The sequence below is a fragment of the [Anoxybacillus] calidus genome (assembly GCF_013760845.1).
In the GTDB taxonomy this organism is placed as follows: Bacteria; Bacillota; Bacilli; order Bacillales; family Anoxybacillaceae; genus Paranoxybacillus; species Paranoxybacillus calidus.
In genome coordinates, this window is the sequence record NZ_JACDUU010000004.1 from 117,029 (window position 1) to 135,510 (window position 18,482).

An 18,482-nucleotide genomic window follows, 5' to 3' on the forward strand; every position below is an offset into this window, starting at 1 on the left:
TTAACAACATAGCTCGTAAAAATAAACGATACCCCCCAAATAACTCCCCAAAAAATAAATGAAACAATTTTTTCTCTACTTTTTGTCTTAATTATTAAACATCTCTCCTAAAAAATCATGTTTAACAATCAAACATTCTTAGTAAAACCTGATTATCCCTCTTTCATAGCCACAATTCGAATGCGTTTGTAATCAGCAATCCATGTCCCATCTTTAAATAAGTACGGTCTTAGTCTATCTTTAATTTGTTCGTAAAGTAATAGCTTTTCAGATGGATCAATCCCTACAAAAAAGTCACCGGAAAAACTGTCTAACCAGTGGTTTAACCCTTGTTCTTGATCAACTAATGGAGTGGGGCGGTCAAAATGGCTTGCATAAAGAACACGAAATCCGTATTTTTCAAGTAAACTGCTATACTCCCCTATACTTGGAAAATACCAAGGATTCCTTTCCACTGCATTCATTCCGTAGTTTTGTAATAAAACTGCTTCAACTGCCTTAACAATCATTTCTACATTTCCTTTTCCGCCAAACTCAGCAACAAATCTTCCTTTGGGACGTAAAGCAAGTGCTACAGACTCAACCACTTTTTCCGCATTCTTCATCCAATGCAGAGCGGCGTTTGAAAAAACGGCATCATACTTTTCATTTGTTCTAAATGACTCTCCATTTTCGACGACAAATTGAATGTTTTCATATTTTTCGCGAGCCTTTTCAATCATTTCAGGCGATAAATCCATTCCTACAACCGTAGCACCCGACTTTGCAATTTCATAAGTGAGATCTCCTGTACCACAGCCTAAATCAAGAATTTTCTCTCCCTTTTTTGGATGGAGTAGCTCGATAAGTCCTTTTCCTAAACCGGATACGAAAGATAATTTTTCGTCATATAAATCCGGATTCCATACATTAAAAGAAACCATATTTTCCTCTCCCCTTTAATAAAATATCGCAAATATTTAACATATTGTATCAATAATAACAAAAATTAATAATACAACATAAAAAAGCCGACATTTATTTGCCAGCTTTTTTATTATTAATTAAACCAAGTCCTGTTCGCTTTTTCCGCGTCTGAACGCTTAGTAGCTTCAACAAGAAGCTTCATTGTGTTTTTATTTTTAGAATCTCTATATTAGCTTTTATTATTGAACTAATCCCGCTTGATCAATCGGCCATATACGAAATACAGCCTTCCCGACAATATCTTTCATCGGCAGCAGTCCAAAATGCCGGCTATCTTTACTCATTAGGCGGTTGTCGCCTAACACAAAGACATAACCTTCCGGAATTACTTTTTTACCGGCAATCTCGTTCAAAGTAAAATCCCCTGTAAGAAGAGTGCCCTCCACTTTTTTGTCTTTCAGCTCTTTTAGATACGGTTCGTTATAAGCTTTGCCGTTAATGTATAATGTATCGTCTTTCATTTCAATCGTATCTCCCGGTAATCCTATGATTCTTTTAATATATTTTTCTGAAGAGTCAGGGGCATTGAATACAACGATGTCGAATCGATGATAGCCATCGAATTTATTGAGCTTGCTGACGATTAGCCGATTGTCATTTTGCAGATTAGGAAGCATCGATTCTCCTTTTACCACATAAGGAGCAAAAAATAAATTTCTCACCACTAATGCTATAAAGATTGCAAAAACGATTGATTTTCCCCATGATAAAATCTCTTTTTACATTTTAGACACGTATCTTTCATCCCTTCTATAAATAAGTTTTCCCCATGACTTTCATTTTAAATAATTATTTTACATAAATAAACTTTTTTGCATATAATTACAAAAAAACCGGCACTCATCTGCCGGCTTTTTTGTTAATCAAACGTAATCTCTTTCACTTTTTCCGCATCTAGACGTTTAATCACTTCAACAAGAAGTTTCACTGTGTTTTCGTAGTCGTCACGGTGAAGCATGGCCGCATGTGAATGAATGTAGCGCGTTGGAATGGTGATTGTTAACGCAGGTACCCCGCTTGCGGTCATATGAATCGCTCCGGCGTCTGTGCCACCGCCTGGCATTGCGTCAAAGTGATAAGGAATGTTTAATTCTTCCGCTACGTCAATGACAAATTCACGCAGGCCTTTATGAGACACAAGCGTTGCATCGTATAAGACGATATGTGGTCCAGCACCAAGCTTGCCCATGGCATCTTTTTCGGAAACGCCTGGCGTATCTCCGGCAACGCCCACATCCACCGCAAACGCAATATCTGGCTGGATGAAATTTGCCGATGTTTTCGCGCCGCGCAAGCCGACTTCTTCTTGAACTGTACCGACACCGTACACAACGTTTGGATGTTCGACATCTTTTAATTGCTTTAACACGTCAATCGCAATCGCACAGCCAATGCGGTTATCCCATGCTTTCGCAAGCAACATTTTTTCATTATTCATTACCGTAAATTCAAAGTATGGAACGATGGAATCTCCTGGACGAACTCCCCATTCCATTGCTTCTTCACGGCTTGATGCACCAATATCAATAAACATATCTTTAATTTCAACCGGCTTTTTGCGCGCTTCTGGCGGTAAAATATGCGGTGGCTTGGAACCAATGACACCTGTGATGTCGCCTTTCTTTGTCATAATTGTCACGCGCTGAGCAAGCATGACTTGCCCCCACCAGCCGCCAAGTGGTTGGAAGCGGATAAATCCTTTTTCATCAATTTGCGTCACCATAAAACCGACTTCATCTAAATGGCCGGCAACCATAATTTTCGGACCATCTGCTTTTCCAGTCTTTTTCGCAACTAAACTGCCAAGACCATCTGTCGTGACTTCATCAGCATAAGGTGTTATGTATTTTTTCATTACCTCACGTGCTTCTCTTTCGTTGCCTGGCACGCCTTTGGCGTCGGTTAACTCTTTTAGCATCGTTAACGTTTCATCTAATTTTGTCATGTTCGAACCCCTTTCTTACGTACTCCACACCCATTATACAGAAAACACTCATAAAATACAAAATTTGTTAATAATTCTGATTTTGACGCTCATGGTTCACTTCATTTTTTTTGATATACGCTTGTTCGATTTGTTCATTCGTGAAGCCTAAATGTTCCCCGAGCTGCAAATAATTCGTGAATAAATGCTTATACGCTTCCAGTGACTTTGTTTGTTGAAACTCGTTTACCGCTTGAAAGACACGTAAAAATTGCTCCACAAGTGAATAGTTTTCCGTTTCTTTCTTCATTTTATCCACATCGTCACCAAAATTTAATTCAATTCCTAAAGATAGAATAAAATGCAAGCCATCCACATATTCTTCCAGCACTTTTTCAAGCGGCGCAGGAGGTTTTAAGCTCCAAAACTTAAAGCAGCGCGTTTCGTTGGCAAGTTCTCCAATTTCAACAAAAAGTGCCAGCATCTTTTTCTCGACTAAGTTTTCATCTTGTAAACCGTGTTGTGTTTCAATGCGTTCATCAAGCATTTTCTGCATGGAATAAAGTCTCTGTAAATCCACGTTGATCTCCCCCATTACTGATAAAATATTAGGTAAACGACAATGTCAAACAATGCAAGAAATGGCAATCCATAACGGAATAAGCGATGCTTTGTTTTATGGCGAAACAGTTGCATTCCTAACATCGCACCGATAGCACCACCAAGCAGCGCAACGAGCCAAATCGTGCTTTCAGCGATGCGCCATTTTCCTTTTTTCGCTTTTTGCTTGTCGACTGCCATCACAAAAAATCCTAACATATTAACGATTATAACGTATAGTTCAAACATGATTTCCTCCATATAATAAATGACCATTCCCTCAAAAGAGAATGGTCATCATTTTAACATTACTTGCTTAGTTGTTCTTTTGCAATGTTTGCAAGTTGCTCGAATGCTGCTGCATCGTTTACTGCTAAATCAGCAAGCATTTTGCGGTTTACTTCAACACCAGCTAATTTTAAGCCGTGCATTAAGCGGCTGTAAGAAAGACCGTTCATACGAGCTGCCGCGTTGATACGAGTAATCCAAAGCTTACGGAAGTCGCGTTTTTTCTGACGACGGTCACGGTAAGCATACATTAAAGATTTCATTACTTGTTGGTTTGCAACTTTATATAAACGATGCTTAGAACCGAAATAACCTTTTGCTAATTTAAGAACTTTTTTACGACGTCTGCGTGTTACTGTTCCGCCTTTTACACGTGGCATGTGAGTTCCCTCCTAAAATCTAGTTTTCCGAATTATTTCAAGTTGTCTAATAATTGACGAATGCGTTTGAAGTCACCTGAAGATACAAGTGTCGCTTTACGAAGTTTACGTTTTTGTTTTTGAGTTTTGTTCGCGAATAAGTGGCTAGTGAAAGCGTGTGAACGTTTTAATTTACCAGTACCAGTCTTTTTGAAACGCTTTGCAGAGCCTTTGTGAGTTTTCATTTTTGGCATAGGGTGTTCCTCCTTGTTACGTTATTTCTCATTTTTCGGTGCTAGAACTAAGAACATGCTGCGTCCGTCCATTTTCGGCGCAGATTCAACCGTACTAATATCGGCACATGCTTCTGAGAAGCGATCTAATACGCGCTGACCGATTTCTTTATGCGTAATAGCGCGCCCTTTAAAGCGGATTGTCGCTTTAACTTTATCACCTTTTTCAAGGAATTTACGCGCATTGCGGAGCTTCGTGTTAAAGTCATGCTCCTCAATTGTCGGGCTTAAACGCACTTCTTTGACGTTAATCACTTTTTGTTTTTTGCGGGCTTCTTTTTCTTTCTTTTGTTGCTCGAAACGGAATTTGCCGTAATCCATAATGCGGCATACAGGCGGTTTGGCATTCGGAGCAACCATCACTAAATCAAGATTCAGTCTCGCCGCAATTTCTAACGCTTCTTGCTTCGTCTTAATGCCAAGCTGCTCACCGTTCGGGTCAATCAAACGAACTTCACGGGCACGGATGTTTTCATTAATAATAAAATCTTTGCTAATAACTAGCCACCTCCAAGGTTTTTTCACGAAACGCTTGTTTGTCGGTCTGCACCCTTGCGTTACAGGTTTTGGAATAAAAAAAGTGTGAGTGCATACGACACCCACACTTATTACGATCCTGATTATACGCAATTCAATCGTAAAAAACCTGTCAACAGCAAGTGAAGCGTCAAACAGGTGAGAAGCGGGGTGCTTCTGCTTATACAACAAACAAGTATTTCTTTCACCTTAGATAATATATCATTGTCAAAATAACATGTCAAGGCTAATTTTGGATATTCAAAACACAACGTTTATTATTATAATAAATATTTTACATTATGGCAACAAAAATTTTTTATTTAGATAAAAAATCGTTGAAAGAAAGTGTCGACCTCACAATGACAATCGATTGTACATCATGATTTGTTTAGTGCATGATATACTGTGATTTTTGCGTGAGGTCAGACACTTGCTATCGCTTAACGATGTATTTCTGCTTTCAACGCAGCGATAAAATCGTTCAATGCGACAGTTTCGCTCTTCTGTTCTCCGTATTTACGCACATTGACAGAGTTGTCCTTCACTTCGTTATCGCCAACAACAAGCATGTAAGGAATTTTTTGCATTTGCGCTTCGCGGATTTTGTAGCCGATTTTCTCGTCGCGCTCGTCCACTTCCACACGGAATCCTTCGGCCTGCAGCTGCTCTTTCACCACGTAAGCGTAATCAGCATGAACCGCCGGCGAAACTGGAATGACTTGCACTTGAACAGGAGCAAGCCAAGTTGGGAACGCGCCTTTATACTCTTCAATTAAGAAAGCAACGAAGCGTTCCATTGTCGAAACGACACCGCGGTGAATCACAACTGGGCGATGCGGTTTGCCGTCCTCGCCAATGTATGTTAAATCAAAGCGTTCTGGCAATAAGAAGTCAAGCTGAACCGTTGATAATGTTTCGTCTTTTCCAAGCGCTGTGCGCACTTGCACGTCTAATTTTGGACCGTAGAACGCTGCTTCGCCTTCTGCTTCATAATATTCAAGACCTAATTCGTCCATCGCTTCCTTCAGCATGCTTTGCGCCTTTTCCCACATCGCATCATCATCATAATATTTTTCTTTATCGTGCGGGTCGCGATAAGAAAGGCGGAACGAGTAATCGTTTAATCCAAAATCTTTGTAAACTTCCATGATTAAGTTCACGACGCGTTTAAACTCGTCTTTAATTTGATCCGGGCGGACGAAAATATGCGCATCATTGAGTGTCATACCGCGCACGCGCTGAAGCCCAGTAAGCGCTCCTGACATTTCATAACGGTGCATTGTTCCGAGTTCAGCAATGCGAATTGGCAGTTCACGGTAGCTATGAATTTTATGTTTATAAATCATCATATGATGCGGACAGTTCATCGGACGCAGCACAAGCTGTTCATTGTCCATCTCCATCGGCGGGAACATTCCGTCTTTATAATGATCCCAGTGGCCGGAAGTTTTATATAGCTCCACACTTCCGAGAACTGGAGTATATACATGTTGATATCCTAGAGCAAGCTCTTTATCAACAATGTATCTTTCAATAGTGCGGCGGATTGTTGCCCCTTTTGGTAGCCAAAGCGGTAAGCCTTGTCCTACTTTTTGGGAAGTTGTGAACAACTCCAACTCTTTTCCTAATTTGCGATGATCTCGCTCTTTTGCTTCCTGCAACAAGCGAAGATGCTCTTCTAAATCTTCTTTTTTGAAAAACGCTGTACCGTAAATGCGCTGCAACATTTTGTTTTTGCTGTCGCCGCGCCAATAAGCTCCCGCAATATTTAACAGTTTAAACTCTTTAATTTTTCCTGTTGACGGTACATGCACACCGCGGCAAAGATCGAAAAATTCGCCTTGTTCATAAATAGAGATTACTTCCCCCTCTGGAATATCGTTAATTAACTCCAATTTTAAGTGATCCCCGATTTCCTCGTAACGGCGAATCGCTTCCTTGCGGCTTACTTCTTTGCGGACAATTTCTAAATTTTCTTTGACGATTTTCTGCATTTCTTTTTCAATCTTTGGAAGGTCTTCTGGTGTTAACGATTCTTCCATATCAATGTCATAGTAGAATCCATTTTCAATAACAGGACCAACGCCGAGCTTTACATTTTTGTAAAGCCGTTTAATCGCTTGTGCCATAAGATGCGCTGTACTGTGCCGCAAAATTTCCAACGCTTCCGGCATGTCTTGCGTAATGATGGAGATAGCCCCGTCCTCATAAATTGGTGTGCGCAAATCAATGAATTTATCGTTTAATTTTCCGGCAATAGCCTTTTTCTTTAAACCAGGGCTGATCGATGCAGCAATGTCCTCCGTTGTGATTCCCTTAGGAAACTCCTTTACTGCACCATCAGGGAATGTAATTTTTACTGCCTCTGACATTTCTTTTCACTCCTTTTTGATCTAAAATAAAAAAACTCGTCCCTAAACAAGGGACGAGTTGGTTTCGTGGTTCCACCCTTTTTCCCATCGCTCATAGGAAAAGACACTTCTCCCCTTGAAACGATGGCTCAAATAATATAACGGTGCTGACCGTCAGCAATTACTTAATGGAAACGTCCCATTGTTCACTGCTGAAGTTTAGAGGTGGTAAGTGCATTTTTCGTGTTAGGAAGGTTGCAGCCTAAGCCTTCCCTCTCTGGAAACCGTAAAAATACACCCATGTCCTCATCATAACTTTTTTCGTTATTTCATTTTTTCGGAAACTTATGTACGTAATTATAGAGTGATTAACGCCGAAAATCAAGTACTGCTATCGAATCTTTTTGCAATAAGCTTGTTTACTCTGGAGAAAAAAATCAATATCACAAAGCTTTAATCGTTCTTGAAAAATATTTTGAATCGTTTGAACCATTCCATCGTCTGAGTTCCCAGTATATAAATAAATGGTTTTCGGTGCAATAGATACAAGCGGAGCTAACACCGATGAGTCAATATACATCGGTTGATTAACAATTAGCGTGCGATCAATCAACTTTCTTAACTCTTTTGCAGAAATTTCACAAAAATACTCATCGTAAAAAGTAAATGTGGACTCTTTATGCAATAAATGAATGGTGCTCAATTTTGGTGGCCTGGATACTAAACAGTCACGCAATGTTTGAATAAAACTTTGATATTCCTGTTCCAGCTTGTATTCATCAATTGCCAGTTCAACGTAATGCAGCAATCGTTCTTTATATTTCTTTAGTCGAAAATATACAAATGATTCAAACGAAAAAGAAATATGCTCGCTTAAAAATTCCGTCAGGGCCTGTTTAATGAAAGTTTCTCTCGATTCAACCTGCTGCTTTCCATTTCGATAATCATACCGCTCTCCATCAATAAATGAATGAGCCAACTGTAAAATTTGTTGCTGTTCTTCGACATTCTTATAGTGAAAATCATTAGAAATGATTGATAAAAGCAAACGGTCTTCAATAAAGCGAATCATAAACTTTGTCATTGCTGGAATGACAATAGTTTGAATCATTTCGACTGCTTTTTTATCTATATGAATTGTAATTCGCTTGTCCCCATCATATGCAAAGCAAAGGGATTGTTCGTTTTTATATACTTTTAAAACTGCAAATAGTTTTGCTGCATCGGTTGTTTGTTCGAAATAAATTTCAATCAAGGTTGTCCCCCCTTTATTGTGAATACTTGTTCTTATATATATGGGAGGACACGGATTTTTAGAATAAAAAAGCCGCCTTATGGGTAACGATGAAGCGGCTTTAGATTTCAGTCCGGCGATTTCTTCCTTTAATTTCAACCGGTTGGGCTAAATATTGGATTCGTTCCATAATTCGTGCAGCTTTTACTTGCTCTTCTTCTCCGCGCTGTGAGTAAGTAAAATGATGCGCAAGTCGCTGAAAGTCGAAGTTAGACGTAAAAAACGTTGGTAAGTTTTCCAGCATACGATATTGAAGAATCGGTCCGAGAATATCGTCACGTAGCCAGCTCGACATCGATTCAGCACCGATATCATCCAACATTAAAACCGGCACTTTTTTTACATAATCAAGTTTTTCGTTAATCGTTTGATCTTGGAGAGAGCTTTTTAGCTCCCTGAAGAACTCTGGGACATATACAAGAAGCGATGGCACATTTTTCTTCGCAAGTGCATTCGCAATGGCTCCAAGAATATACGTCTTCCCTACACCGAATGATCCGTACAAATATAGACCTTTCATTTTTTTCTTTGGCTCATATTCCGAAACAAATTTTTCTGCCAATTCAATCGCTTTCACTCGTGATTCATTGGTTTTTCCATTTTCGACTAACTCAATATCAGAAAATGACGCATTTAAAATTTCCCGTGGCACAAAAATACTTTGAATCAAAGACTCTTGTTTTTTTCGCTCATCATGTTTTACTTTCGATGGACATCGCTCATATTGAATATCGATCATCGTTCCTTGAATGACAAGATGAGGATGATACCCTTTTAAAATGTTTTTGCATTGGTCAAGGCTTGGACATTGCTTACAGTTTTTGCTTTGTCCAATAAACTCATATAATCTCATTAAACTGCGGTCTACCATTTCTTCCGTAATAGAGTGTGGATGTTGCTGCAAAAATGAGCGAACTTCCGGATGAGACAGCACTTCTTTTTTTAGTTGTTCGTACCGTTTTTTAAAGTCCTCACGATTGATTAGCTTGCTCAATGTTTCATTGATTGGTTGCATCGTTCTCACATCCTAACTGACATTGGCTTACTCCTTGTGATCATCACGATATTTTTTTAACTTTTCTTCTAATTCTCGTCGTTTTGCCTCTAAATCATGCACTTCTTCCTTGCTTTCGCTTTCTTTTTGACTGTAGTCCATATTGAGCCAATCTGGCAACAGTTCTTTCCGAATAACTTTTTTGCGCCCCTTTTGTGCTTTTTCTTTTTCGCTCGCCCATTTTTGATATTCCCTTGCTTCGCGTTTGGCTAATTCCATCGCTTCTTTCACCGTGCGAATCTTTTTTCGCGCCCAATGGCTTGCAATTTTCTCCACATATGCCTTAGAAAGCTTCATATCAGTACGCAGCATGACATAGTAAATCAGCACGTTCACAACCCCAGGCAGCAGCTTTTGATGAAACATCACATCTTCAATAATTTGCAAATCGCTTAACGATGGCTCTGCACCGCCTGAAATATCCATGAGCAGCTGGCGCGGTGAAATCGTTTCTAGCTGTTTGATTAACTGTTCTTCTTTTGTTTTCGGTTCAATATCTGTCATTGTTCGATATGGCAGCGGCTGGACACGCGTGCTTAAGTGTGGCAATGATTCTCCATGTTCAAACTGATACCACTCACGCGCTGCCTTTCTTAAAGCATCTATATCAATATGTTCATAAGGGTCAATAACGCTAATGACAAGTTTTTGCATCTCAAGCGGTCCAATTCCATATAAAAAAGCGAGCTTTTTAATTGCATCTTTTACTTTTGCATTGATCGCCCGCTTCGGAACCATATTGGCAGAAAGACCAGCGAAAAACAAATCAAAATCGAATACATCATCTGTAATGGCATATTCGGTTTTTTCATTACGTCCGACATATTCATAACCGCCCGCTAAAACTAAGTCTTCTTTTGTTTCATCATTGACAGCTGCAACCATTTGCTCAGGATGAACAGAATAAAAAATCTCATTAAAGGAGCGGGTAATGGAAGAAAATTTAGACATATCAATGGTTGAGGTCGAGAAAAATTGCTTGAGCTTGTTAAATTTGCTTTTTCCGACTCGATTATAAAGAAAGATGTTTAATACCCCATCGGTAAAAAACTGTTCTGGGGTTAACGGTGCCTGCAGTTCATAAATAAACATTCGCTCGTCTTGTTCATGATTGACATATGTTTTTAACAAGCCGATTCCTTCGAGTTTCAAGCGTTCCTGGTAAATTTCTTTCAAGCTGCACTGCATGATTGCCATTAAACTATGATGTGTTGTTTCCTCTCCCCAAAGCTGATGCTGTTCTAATTCACTCCATAATGTCATATATAAACTATACGCCCGACAGCCGATTAAAGGCTGATACAATAACGTCAGAACTTTTCGGTCAAAGTCCTGCAAGATACTGTTACTCCGTACAACGTAGCGATCTACAGGAATAAGTTCTTTCCAATGGTGTTCCATAGTATCGACCTTTCAATATATGCTTATAAAAAAAGAGCCTAAGTAGCTCTTTAACGTTGCTCTTTTTTGATTAGCTCTTTTAATTCTTCGATAAAAACGTTCAAGTCTTTAAACTGACGGTACACTGAAGCAAAGCGGACATATGCCACTTCATCTACTTTTGATAAACGTTCCATCACCATCTCGCCGATTGCTTCGCTCTTTACTTCTGCCACCCCTTGATTCCGCAATTCTTTTTCTATTTCTTGCGTAATTTGTTCAAGCTGTTCTAAAGCGACAGGGCGCTTTTCACATGCTTTAATAAGGCCGCGCAAAATTTTATCGCGTCGAAACTCTTCTCTTGTCCCTTCTTTCTTGACAACGATAAGCGGCATCTCTTCCACTTTTTCAAACGTCGTAAAACGAAAATGACATTGTTCGCACTCCCGTCTGCGACGAATAGAGCGCCCCTCGTCAACAGGCCGAGAATCCAACACCCTTGTGCCGTTATATTGACATGATGGACATTTCATATAACCATCTCCGTTTTGTTTTTTACTAACTCCTCTTATGCCTAACTTTATCATAATCGAAACAATCGGCTGTATACAAGAGATTGACAGATAGATAAAGCAGCAGTTTACATGTCTGCGTTGATTCCAGAGCCAATATAAGTAAGATGTTGATCAAGTTTTTTATACATATCTAAAATCACATTGCGGCTAAATCCAAAATCAAATGGCAAAAATTTGGTTTCCGTTGTTACCGAAAAGTCAATCGCCGTTTCAAACGGACGAACAGAAATCACAGTAATGACCATAAATGCCTTCTTTCCTTTAGAAACCGATACACTAAGTTCACCACGTTCCTCTGAAATAGAAAGAAGTTCAAAATGAGGTGATTTCTCGACAATTTCTTTGACTGTCTTTAAGGCGTTGACTGCTGTTGTTTTATAATAGCGGCTTCGCAACTGCTCATCTTGATGGTTTTCTTGCGTTTCGCAATGATCGGCAAGCCAATTTTTCACCTTTTGAAAAATACTCACCTTCCATGCCAGCTCCTTAATAAAGTGAAACTTCATTAGTAGTGGGTTTTTCTTCATCCCCCTCTGATGTTAGTTGAACTTATCGCACTTCTAGCGTCCGTTATCTCCCACCTGTAGAGTTGGGAGTCTTACGGACGGGTAGAACGGGATAAATCGTTCAATGGATTTCCTCATAACATCATCATACACAAAAATGATAAAAAAGAGGTGCAGAATCTACACCTCTTTTTAGTCGAAGTTATTATAAAGCTTTTACTTGTTTTTGATTTAATTCAATTGGTTTCATACCTCGCGTAATGAAAGTTGTTTCGCGAGTTTGTGCACCTAATGCTTCAGCAATATAATCAGCAGCAATATTTGGATCTAAATCACCGCAAGTATAAACGTCGATGCTTGCATAGCCATGTTCAGGGAAGCTATGAATAGTTAAGTGAGATTCAGAAATAATAACTACCCCACTAACCCCCTGCGGAGCGAATTTATGGAAAGCAACTTCACGAATTTCCGCTCCAGATTTTAATGCAGCATCAACAAACGTTTTTTCAATAAAATCAATATCATTCAGCTTATCAAATTCGCATCCCCATAATTCAGAGATAACGTGACGACCCATTGTATCCATTCGAATAATCCCCCTTTAAAATTTTTTAAAAAATAATCATGAATTTCTTTTGCAAAATGGCATGTATAACTACCACGGGGGAAAGTTAGTCCAAAGAGGTCCTAACCCTTTAAGTAGTCACATTACCGTGCGTTTAAGAAGTTCACGAGACATAGTATACTTTGTTTGTATTTTTTTTGCAACACACTTTTTTAATTTTTTTTGCTAATAAGCGGATTTTTTAGTTGGAGTGATTCAACCAAAAAGCTGTCTCAAAAACAAAAGGTCAGACCCAACAACTACAATAAATCCATACACCTTGTTTAGTCACGTATCGGATTTATTGTAAATGATGTGTAAGGCCTGACCCTTATGAGACTACTTCTTAAGCATTCACCTGTAATTTTTCCATCATTTTGCTTGCTACTAAGTTCGTTAAGTCAACAACACGGCATGAATAGCCCCATTCGTTATCATACCATGCCAATACTTTTACTTTGCGGTTTTCCATGACCATTGTAGATAGGCCGTCAACGATGGCAGAATGCGGATTTGTGTTAAAATCAATCGATACAAGCGGTTCTGTTGTAAAATCAAGAATTCCTTTTAATTCTCCGTTTGTGGCATCAATGAATGCTTGGTTTACTTCGTCGATTGTTACATCTTGTTTTAAGTCAACAACTAAATCAACTAATGATACGTTCGGTGTTGGAACGCGGAGAGCCATTCCATGTAATTTTCCTTTTAGATGCGGCAATACAAGCGATAATGCTTTTGCTGCACCTGTTGTTGTCGGAATGATGGATTGGGCACATGAACGGGCACGACGCAAATCTTTATGCGGATTATCGATATTTTTTTGGTCGTTTGTATACGCATGAACCGTTGTCATTAAGCCATTTTCAATACCAAATTTTTCATCAAGTACTTTCACAACCGGAGCAAGGCAGTTTGTTGTACATGAAGCATTCGAAATAATAAAATGATGATCTATATCAAGCATTTCTTCGTTTACGCCCATAACGATTGTAATATCTTCATTTTTACCCGGCGCTGTTAAAATGACGCGTTTTGCTCCAGCCTCTAAGTGAAGACTTGCCTTTTCTTTTGAATTGAATTTTCCCGTTGCCTCGATAACAATGTCAATACCAAGCTCTTTCCAAGGAAGCTCCTTAGGATCACGTGAACTTAACAATTGCACTTTCTTACCGTTTACTAAAAGACCATCTTCTATAGGAATCACGTCACCATCAAATTTGCCGTGGTTAGAATCATATTTTATTAAATGAGCTAACGTTTCAGGCGGATAGCTCGCATTAATCGCAACGATTTCAAAGTTTTCTGCGTCAATCGCGCTACGGAATACCATTCTTCCGATACGTCCAAAACCATTAATCGCTACTTTCACTTTCATTCTTATGTCTCCCCTCAAAATATATGTTATACTAATAACTTGTTATCTTTAGAAATAGTATAACATATTTAACGAGTTTGTGGAGAAAAAATTACATTAAAAAACAAAAAAAGATGTCCTATTTTTAGAGGACATCCCATTGTTTTAAAATATTTAACAATTGCTCCTTTGTTTGTTCAATTGTACCATTGTTATCGATAACCGCATCCGCCTTTGCTGCTTTTTCCTTTAATGGCAATTGCGCCTTTATCCGCGCTTCCGCTTCTTCCTTTGAAAAACAGTTGCGTTCCATTAATCGTTCAAGCTGAATATGGCCATCAACATAAACAACAAGAATTTTATCAACGAGATAGGTTAAGTTGCTCTCGAATAATAATGGAATATCAAGAACAATGTTTTTTTCTCCTTTTTTTACGTATTGTTCTTTTTGCTCAAGCATTTTTTGGCGAACAGCCGGATGAACGATGCTGTTGAGCAATTTTCTTTTTTCCTCATCATTAAAAACAATAGCACCTAGTTTCGCCCGATCAATCGTTTTGTCAGCCTGAAGAATTTCTTCACCGAACTTTTCAACAATTTGCAAATATGCGTCCTCACCTATCTCAACAACCTCACGGGCAATTTGATCTGCGTCTATAACAGGAATGCCCAGCTCAAGTAACATCCTTGCCACCGTGCTTTTTCCGCTGGCAATTCCACCTGTTAAACCGATAATAAGCGCCATCTTGCTCTCCCCCTTTTATTTCGAGAAATCCATTTGGTTTTACTTTTGACAATGGCTACAATAATGGGTGCCCCGTCCACCGACAACCATTTTTTGAAGTGGCTGACCGCATTTTTTACACGGCTCTCCTTTATGCCCGTACACGAATAATTCGAGCTGAAACATCCCAGTTTGTCCTTGGGAGTTTACATATGATCTTACTGTACTGCCGCCTTTTTCCACTGCTTCCTCTAAAGTTGCAATAATTTCCTGGTAAAGTACATGAACTTCCTCTTGCTTCAGAGAATTTGCCGGTCTTTCCGGGTGAATCCCCGAGCGAAACAGAACCTCATCCACATAAATATTTCCGAGCCCAACAACAACCGTCTGATCAAGAAGCACTGTTTTCATTTTACGGTTCGTTTTTTGCAATTTTTCCATTAATAACCCTGCTGTAAATTGTTCAGAGAACGGCTCAGGGCCAAGTTGAGAAAGCGGCAACTCCTTCTCTTCTTCCCCCTTTTTAAATAAATGCATTGTGCCAAATTTGCGAACATCGCGATAACGAAGCTCCGTTCCGTCGGTAAAGTGAAAAATGACATGCGTATGTTTATCGATCGGTTCTCCGCTTTTCACAACAGAATAGCGTCCCTCCATGCGCAAATGGGAAACGAGAACATAATCATCTAAGAAAAACTTCAAAAACTTCCCGCGCCGGCCGATGTCGTGAATCGTTTGTCCTTTAAGAGCATCAATAAACTGCTCTACTTCATCAGGTTTCTTTATTATTTTCGGCCACCATACAGTAACATCTTCAATTACCTTTCCTGCTACTAATTGAATGAGTGTCCGCTTGATTGTTTCTACTTCCGGTAATTCAGGCATAGTAATCACTTCCTTTTACTTTGCATCATACCATGTTGGACCGTAGTGATAATCTACTTTCAATGGCACCTTTAGTTCGATTGCGTTTTCCATTACCTCAGGAACAAGCTTTTTCAATTTTTCCACTTCTTCTTTTGGCGCTTCTAAAATCAATTCATCGTGCACCTGCAATAAGATTCTTGCTTGGAGCTTCTCTTCTTTTAGACGTTGTGCCAAATCAATCATCGCTTTTTTAATAATGTCAGCCGCGCTTCCTTGAATTGGTGTGTTCATGGCTGTTCTCTCAGCAAAGCTGCGCAAGTTAAAATTGCGGCTTGTAATGTCCGGCAAATAGCGGCGGCGATGTAACAGCGTCGTGACATACCCTTTTTGCTTTGCCTGCTGTACAATCTCTTCCATATATTGTTTTACACCAGGAAAGCTTGCGAAATAACGCTCAATAAATTGAGATGCTTCTTTTCGTGTAATGTTTAAATTTTGCGATAGTCCGTAATCGCTGATGCCATATACAATTCCAAAGTTGACCGCTTTCGCTTGACGGCGCATGTTCGCAGTTACTTCTTCTTCTTTCACATGGAATACATCCATCGCTGTTTTCGTATGAATATCTAAATCTTTGACGAATGCTTCAATTAAATTTTCATCGTTGGCGATGTGAGCAAGCACGCGCAATTCAATTTGTGAATAGTCTGCCGCAAAAATGACCCAGTCGGGCTGTGACGGCACAAACGCCTGACGAATTTTTCTTCCCTCTTCTAAACGAATCGGAATATTTTGCAGGTTCGGTTCTGTTGAACTTAAACGCCCCGTTTGTGTAAGCGCCTGATTAAAGATGGTATGCACTTTATTCGTATCTTTATGAACCACCTTTAAAAGACCTTCAATATATGTCGATTGAATTTTGCCCAATTGACGGTAATGTAAAATCTTTTCAACAATTTCATGGTAGGGAGCAAGCTTTTCAAGGACATCTGCTGATGTAGAATATCCTGTCTTCGTTTTCTTAATAACAGGTAAATTCAGTTTTTCAAATAAAATGACGCCCAATTGCTTCGGCGAGTTAATATTAAATTCTTGTCCGGCGAGCTCGTATATTTCTTGTTCAATTTCTCTTAGCTGTTCCGTCAGCTCCTCTCCCATTTTCTTTAAGCGGTCGACGTCAATTTTTACTCCTGTAAACTCCATGTCTGCGAGAATAAACGTTAATGGCAGCTCTAACTCCATAAATAACTCATATTGCTCGTTTTCTTTTAACTCCTGAACAAACTGATGTTGCAGTTCGTAAATCGCTAATGCCTTTCGTACAAGATGTTCGGCAAGAACATTCTCGTTTGGAATGCTCTGTTTGGCCCCTTTTCCGTACACCGTTTCATCGGTTTGCACATTCGTATAACCTTTTATTTTTGCGATCGAAGCGATATCTTCCGTTGATTCGGAAGGATTGAGAAGATAAGAGGCGATCAGCAAATCGAATTTAATTCCTTTTAGATGGATACCGTGCCACTTTAAAGCAACAATCGCCCTTTTCGCATCAAATACACTCTTTTTCTGACGTTCATCTTCAAGCCAATGTTTAAATGTCTCTGAAGCAAAGGCTGTCTCTGTTGAAATAAAAAACTTTCCCTTCTCATTGACAACCGCAAACCCAAGAATCGGTGCTTTATGGTAGTTGCTTTCCAATACTTCAACAATGAGAGCGGAGTGACTAGATAGTATCTCATCAGTTACTTCAGTGACAAACGTATACTCAATTTCATGCAACTCTGCTTGTTCTTGAACTTCTTCCCTTTGTCCTATTTTGCTTAACAAAGAGTTGAAGCCGAGCTCTTTAAATAACGAGACGACTTTTTCCATGTCATATCCTTTATACGCTGTATCTTCAAGTGAAATTTCTAAAGGGGCTTCGCGCAAAATCGTTGCTAATTCTTTGCTCATCAACGCTTGCTCACGATGCTCCTCCAATTTTTCCTTCAGCTTTTTCCCGCTCACTTTATCGAGAGAATTCAGCAAGTTTTCAATGGTGCCAAACTCTTTTAATAATTTCAATGCTGTTTTTTCCCCAACTCCCGGAACACCCGGAATATTATCAGACGCATCTCCCATTAATCCTTTTAAATCAATGATTTGCTCTGGAGAAATTCCGTACTTTTCCATGATAAATTCCGGCGTATACGAATCAACATCAGTAATTCCTTTTCTTGTAATATCAACGGTTACACGATCTGATACTAACTGCGTTAAATCACGATCTCCGGAAATGACTTTCACGTCAAATCCTTCTTTAGCAGCTTGTGAAGATAAAGTTCCAATAATATCATCCGCTTCATAGTTTTCTAACTCATAAGAGCAAATTTGATAGGCAGCAAGCAGCTCGCGCAAAAACGGAAATTGTTCTGATAGTTCCGGTGGCGTTTTTTGCCGTCCTCCTTTGTATTCGCTATATGTTTTGTGACGAAATGTTGTTTTCCCAGCATCAAATGCCACAAGCATATGTGTCGGCTTTTCTTCTTCTAAAATTTTCATTAACATCATCGTAAAACCGTAGATGGCATTTGTATGTATCCCTTTGTCATTATGTAAAAGAGGTAAAGCAAAAAATGCACGATAGGCAATGCTATTACCATCGATTAATACCAGCTTCTTTTTCAAACGAATAACCTCCTACAACTCTCTTTTTCATCATTTTAACACGATTATAAGAAGAAATAAAAAAAGACGAGAACACAAAGGTTCTCGCCTCGTTCAAGATTGGCTCCTTGGATGAAGGGGTTTTCAGAAGCTATGTTAACAAAATTTTGTTAATATT

Annotated in this window: 19 protein-coding genes and 2 other annotated features; all 19 genes read right to left on the minus strand. The window is 39.2% G+C overall.

Annotation, left to right across the window (positions count from 1 at the left end):
- Positions 1–152: 152 nt before the first annotated feature.
- Positions 153–923 carry a class I SAM-dependent methyltransferase gene (locus tag HNQ85_RS09525; protein ID WP_181537522.1) on the minus strand — a complete coding sequence of 257 codons (771 nt, stop codon included), beginning with the start codon at positions 921–923 and terminating at the stop codon, positions 153–155.
- A 222-nt stretch (positions 924–1,145) separates the two neighbouring features.
- On the minus strand, positions 1,146–1,679 hold the full coding sequence (gene lepB / locus HNQ85_RS09530; RefSeq protein WP_343046504.1) for a signal peptidase I: 534 nt from the start codon (positions 1,677–1,679) through the stop codon (positions 1,146–1,148).
- Positions 1,680–1,825: 146 nt separating this feature from the next.
- A complete protein-coding gene (locus HNQ85_RS09535) occupies positions 1,826–2,911 on the minus strand; it encodes a M42 family metallopeptidase (RefSeq protein WP_181537523.1) in 1,086 nt (361 codons plus the stop codon).
- A 67-nt stretch (positions 2,912–2,978) separates the two neighbouring features.
- The gene (locus tag HNQ85_RS09540) at positions 2,979–3,470 is read right to left on the minus strand and encodes a dUTP diphosphatase (protein WP_181537524.1); all 492 of its coding nucleotides are present in this window, start codon (positions 3,468–3,470) and stop codon (positions 2,979–2,981) included.
- Between the two features lie 14 nt (positions 3,471–3,484).
- A complete protein-coding gene (locus HNQ85_RS09545; RefSeq protein WP_181537525.1) occupies positions 3,485–3,739 on the minus strand; it encodes a DUF1294 domain-containing protein in 255 nt (84 codons plus the stop codon).
- A 59-nt stretch (positions 3,740–3,798) separates the two neighbouring features.
- The gene (gene rplT / locus HNQ85_RS09550) at positions 3,799–4,158 is read right to left on the minus strand and encodes a 50S ribosomal protein L20 (protein ID WP_181537526.1); all 360 of its coding nucleotides are present in this window, start codon (positions 4,156–4,158) and stop codon (positions 3,799–3,801) included.
- Positions 4,159–4,190: 32 nt separating this feature from the next.
- A complete protein-coding gene (rpmI, locus tag HNQ85_RS09555) occupies positions 4,191–4,391 on the minus strand; it encodes a 50S ribosomal protein L35 (RefSeq protein WP_111644535.1) in 201 nt (66 codons plus the stop codon).
- Positions 4,392–4,412: 21 nt separating this feature from the next.
- Positions 4,413–4,955 (minus strand): translation initiation factor IF-3, encoded by a 543-nt coding sequence (gene infC / locus HNQ85_RS09560; protein ID WP_181537679.1) that lies wholly within the window; start codon positions 4,953–4,955, stop codon positions 4,413–4,415.
- 43 nt (positions 4,956–4,998) lie between these two features.
- Positions 4,999–5,135, minus strand: a sequence feature (ribosomal protein L20 leader region).
- 254 nt (positions 5,136–5,389) lie between these two features.
- On the minus strand, positions 5,390–7,321 hold the full coding sequence (thrS, locus tag HNQ85_RS09565; protein ID WP_181537527.1) for a threonine--tRNA ligase: 1,932 nt from the start codon (positions 7,319–7,321) through the stop codon (positions 5,390–5,392).
- A gap of 46 nt (positions 7,322–7,367) precedes the next feature.
- Positions 7,368–7,622: a binding site (T-box leader), on the minus strand.
- A gap of 69 nt (positions 7,623–7,691) precedes the next feature.
- Positions 7,692–8,555 (minus strand): putative sporulation protein YtxC, encoded by an 864-nt coding sequence (gene ytxC, locus HNQ85_RS09570; protein WP_181537528.1) that lies wholly within the window; start codon positions 8,553–8,555, stop codon positions 7,692–7,694.
- Between the two features lie 100 nt (positions 8,556–8,655).
- Complete coding sequence (gene dnaI, locus HNQ85_RS09575) at positions 8,656–9,609, minus strand: primosomal protein DnaI (protein ID WP_181537529.1); 954 nt, start codon at positions 9,607–9,609, stop codon at positions 8,656–8,658.
- A gap of 27 nt (positions 9,610–9,636) precedes the next feature.
- On the minus strand, positions 9,637–11,049 hold the full coding sequence (locus HNQ85_RS09580; RefSeq protein WP_181537530.1) for a replication initiation and membrane attachment family protein: 1,413 nt from the start codon (positions 11,047–11,049) through the stop codon (positions 9,637–9,639).
- 50 nt (positions 11,050–11,099) lie between these two features.
- Positions 11,100–11,561, minus strand: coding sequence for a transcriptional regulator NrdR (gene nrdR, locus HNQ85_RS09585; RefSeq protein ID WP_181537531.1), 462 nt, complete (start codon positions 11,559–11,561; stop codon positions 11,100–11,102).
- Positions 11,562–11,668: 107 nt separating this feature from the next.
- Positions 11,669–12,073 carry a cytosolic protein gene (locus HNQ85_RS09590; RefSeq protein WP_181537680.1) on the minus strand — a complete coding sequence of 135 codons (405 nt, stop codon included), beginning with the start codon at positions 12,071–12,073 and terminating at the stop codon, positions 11,669–11,671.
- Between the two features lie 241 nt (positions 12,074–12,314).
- Entirely contained in the window at positions 12,315–12,695 is a 381-nt protein-coding gene (gene speD, locus HNQ85_RS09595) for an adenosylmethionine decarboxylase (RefSeq protein WP_111644528.1), read from the minus strand.
- Between the two features lie 364 nt (positions 12,696–13,059).
- Positions 13,060–14,088, minus strand: coding sequence for a glyceraldehyde-3-phosphate dehydrogenase (locus tag HNQ85_RS09600; protein ID WP_181537532.1), 1,029 nt, complete (start codon positions 14,086–14,088; stop codon positions 13,060–13,062).
- A 124-nt stretch (positions 14,089–14,212) separates the two neighbouring features.
- Positions 14,213–14,812 (minus strand): dephospho-CoA kinase, encoded by a 600-nt coding sequence (coaE, locus tag HNQ85_RS09605; protein ID WP_181537533.1) that lies wholly within the window; start codon positions 14,810–14,812, stop codon positions 14,213–14,215.
- A gap of 39 nt (positions 14,813–14,851) precedes the next feature.
- Complete coding sequence (gene mutM / locus HNQ85_RS09610; RefSeq protein ID WP_181537534.1) at positions 14,852–15,676, minus strand: DNA-formamidopyrimidine glycosylase; 825 nt, start codon at positions 15,674–15,676, stop codon at positions 14,852–14,854.
- Positions 15,677–15,691: 15 nt separating this feature from the next.
- Entirely contained in the window at positions 15,692–18,325 is a 2,634-nt protein-coding gene (gene polA / locus HNQ85_RS09615) for a DNA polymerase I (RefSeq protein WP_181537535.1), read from the minus strand.
- Positions 18,326–18,482 lie beyond the last annotated feature (157 nt).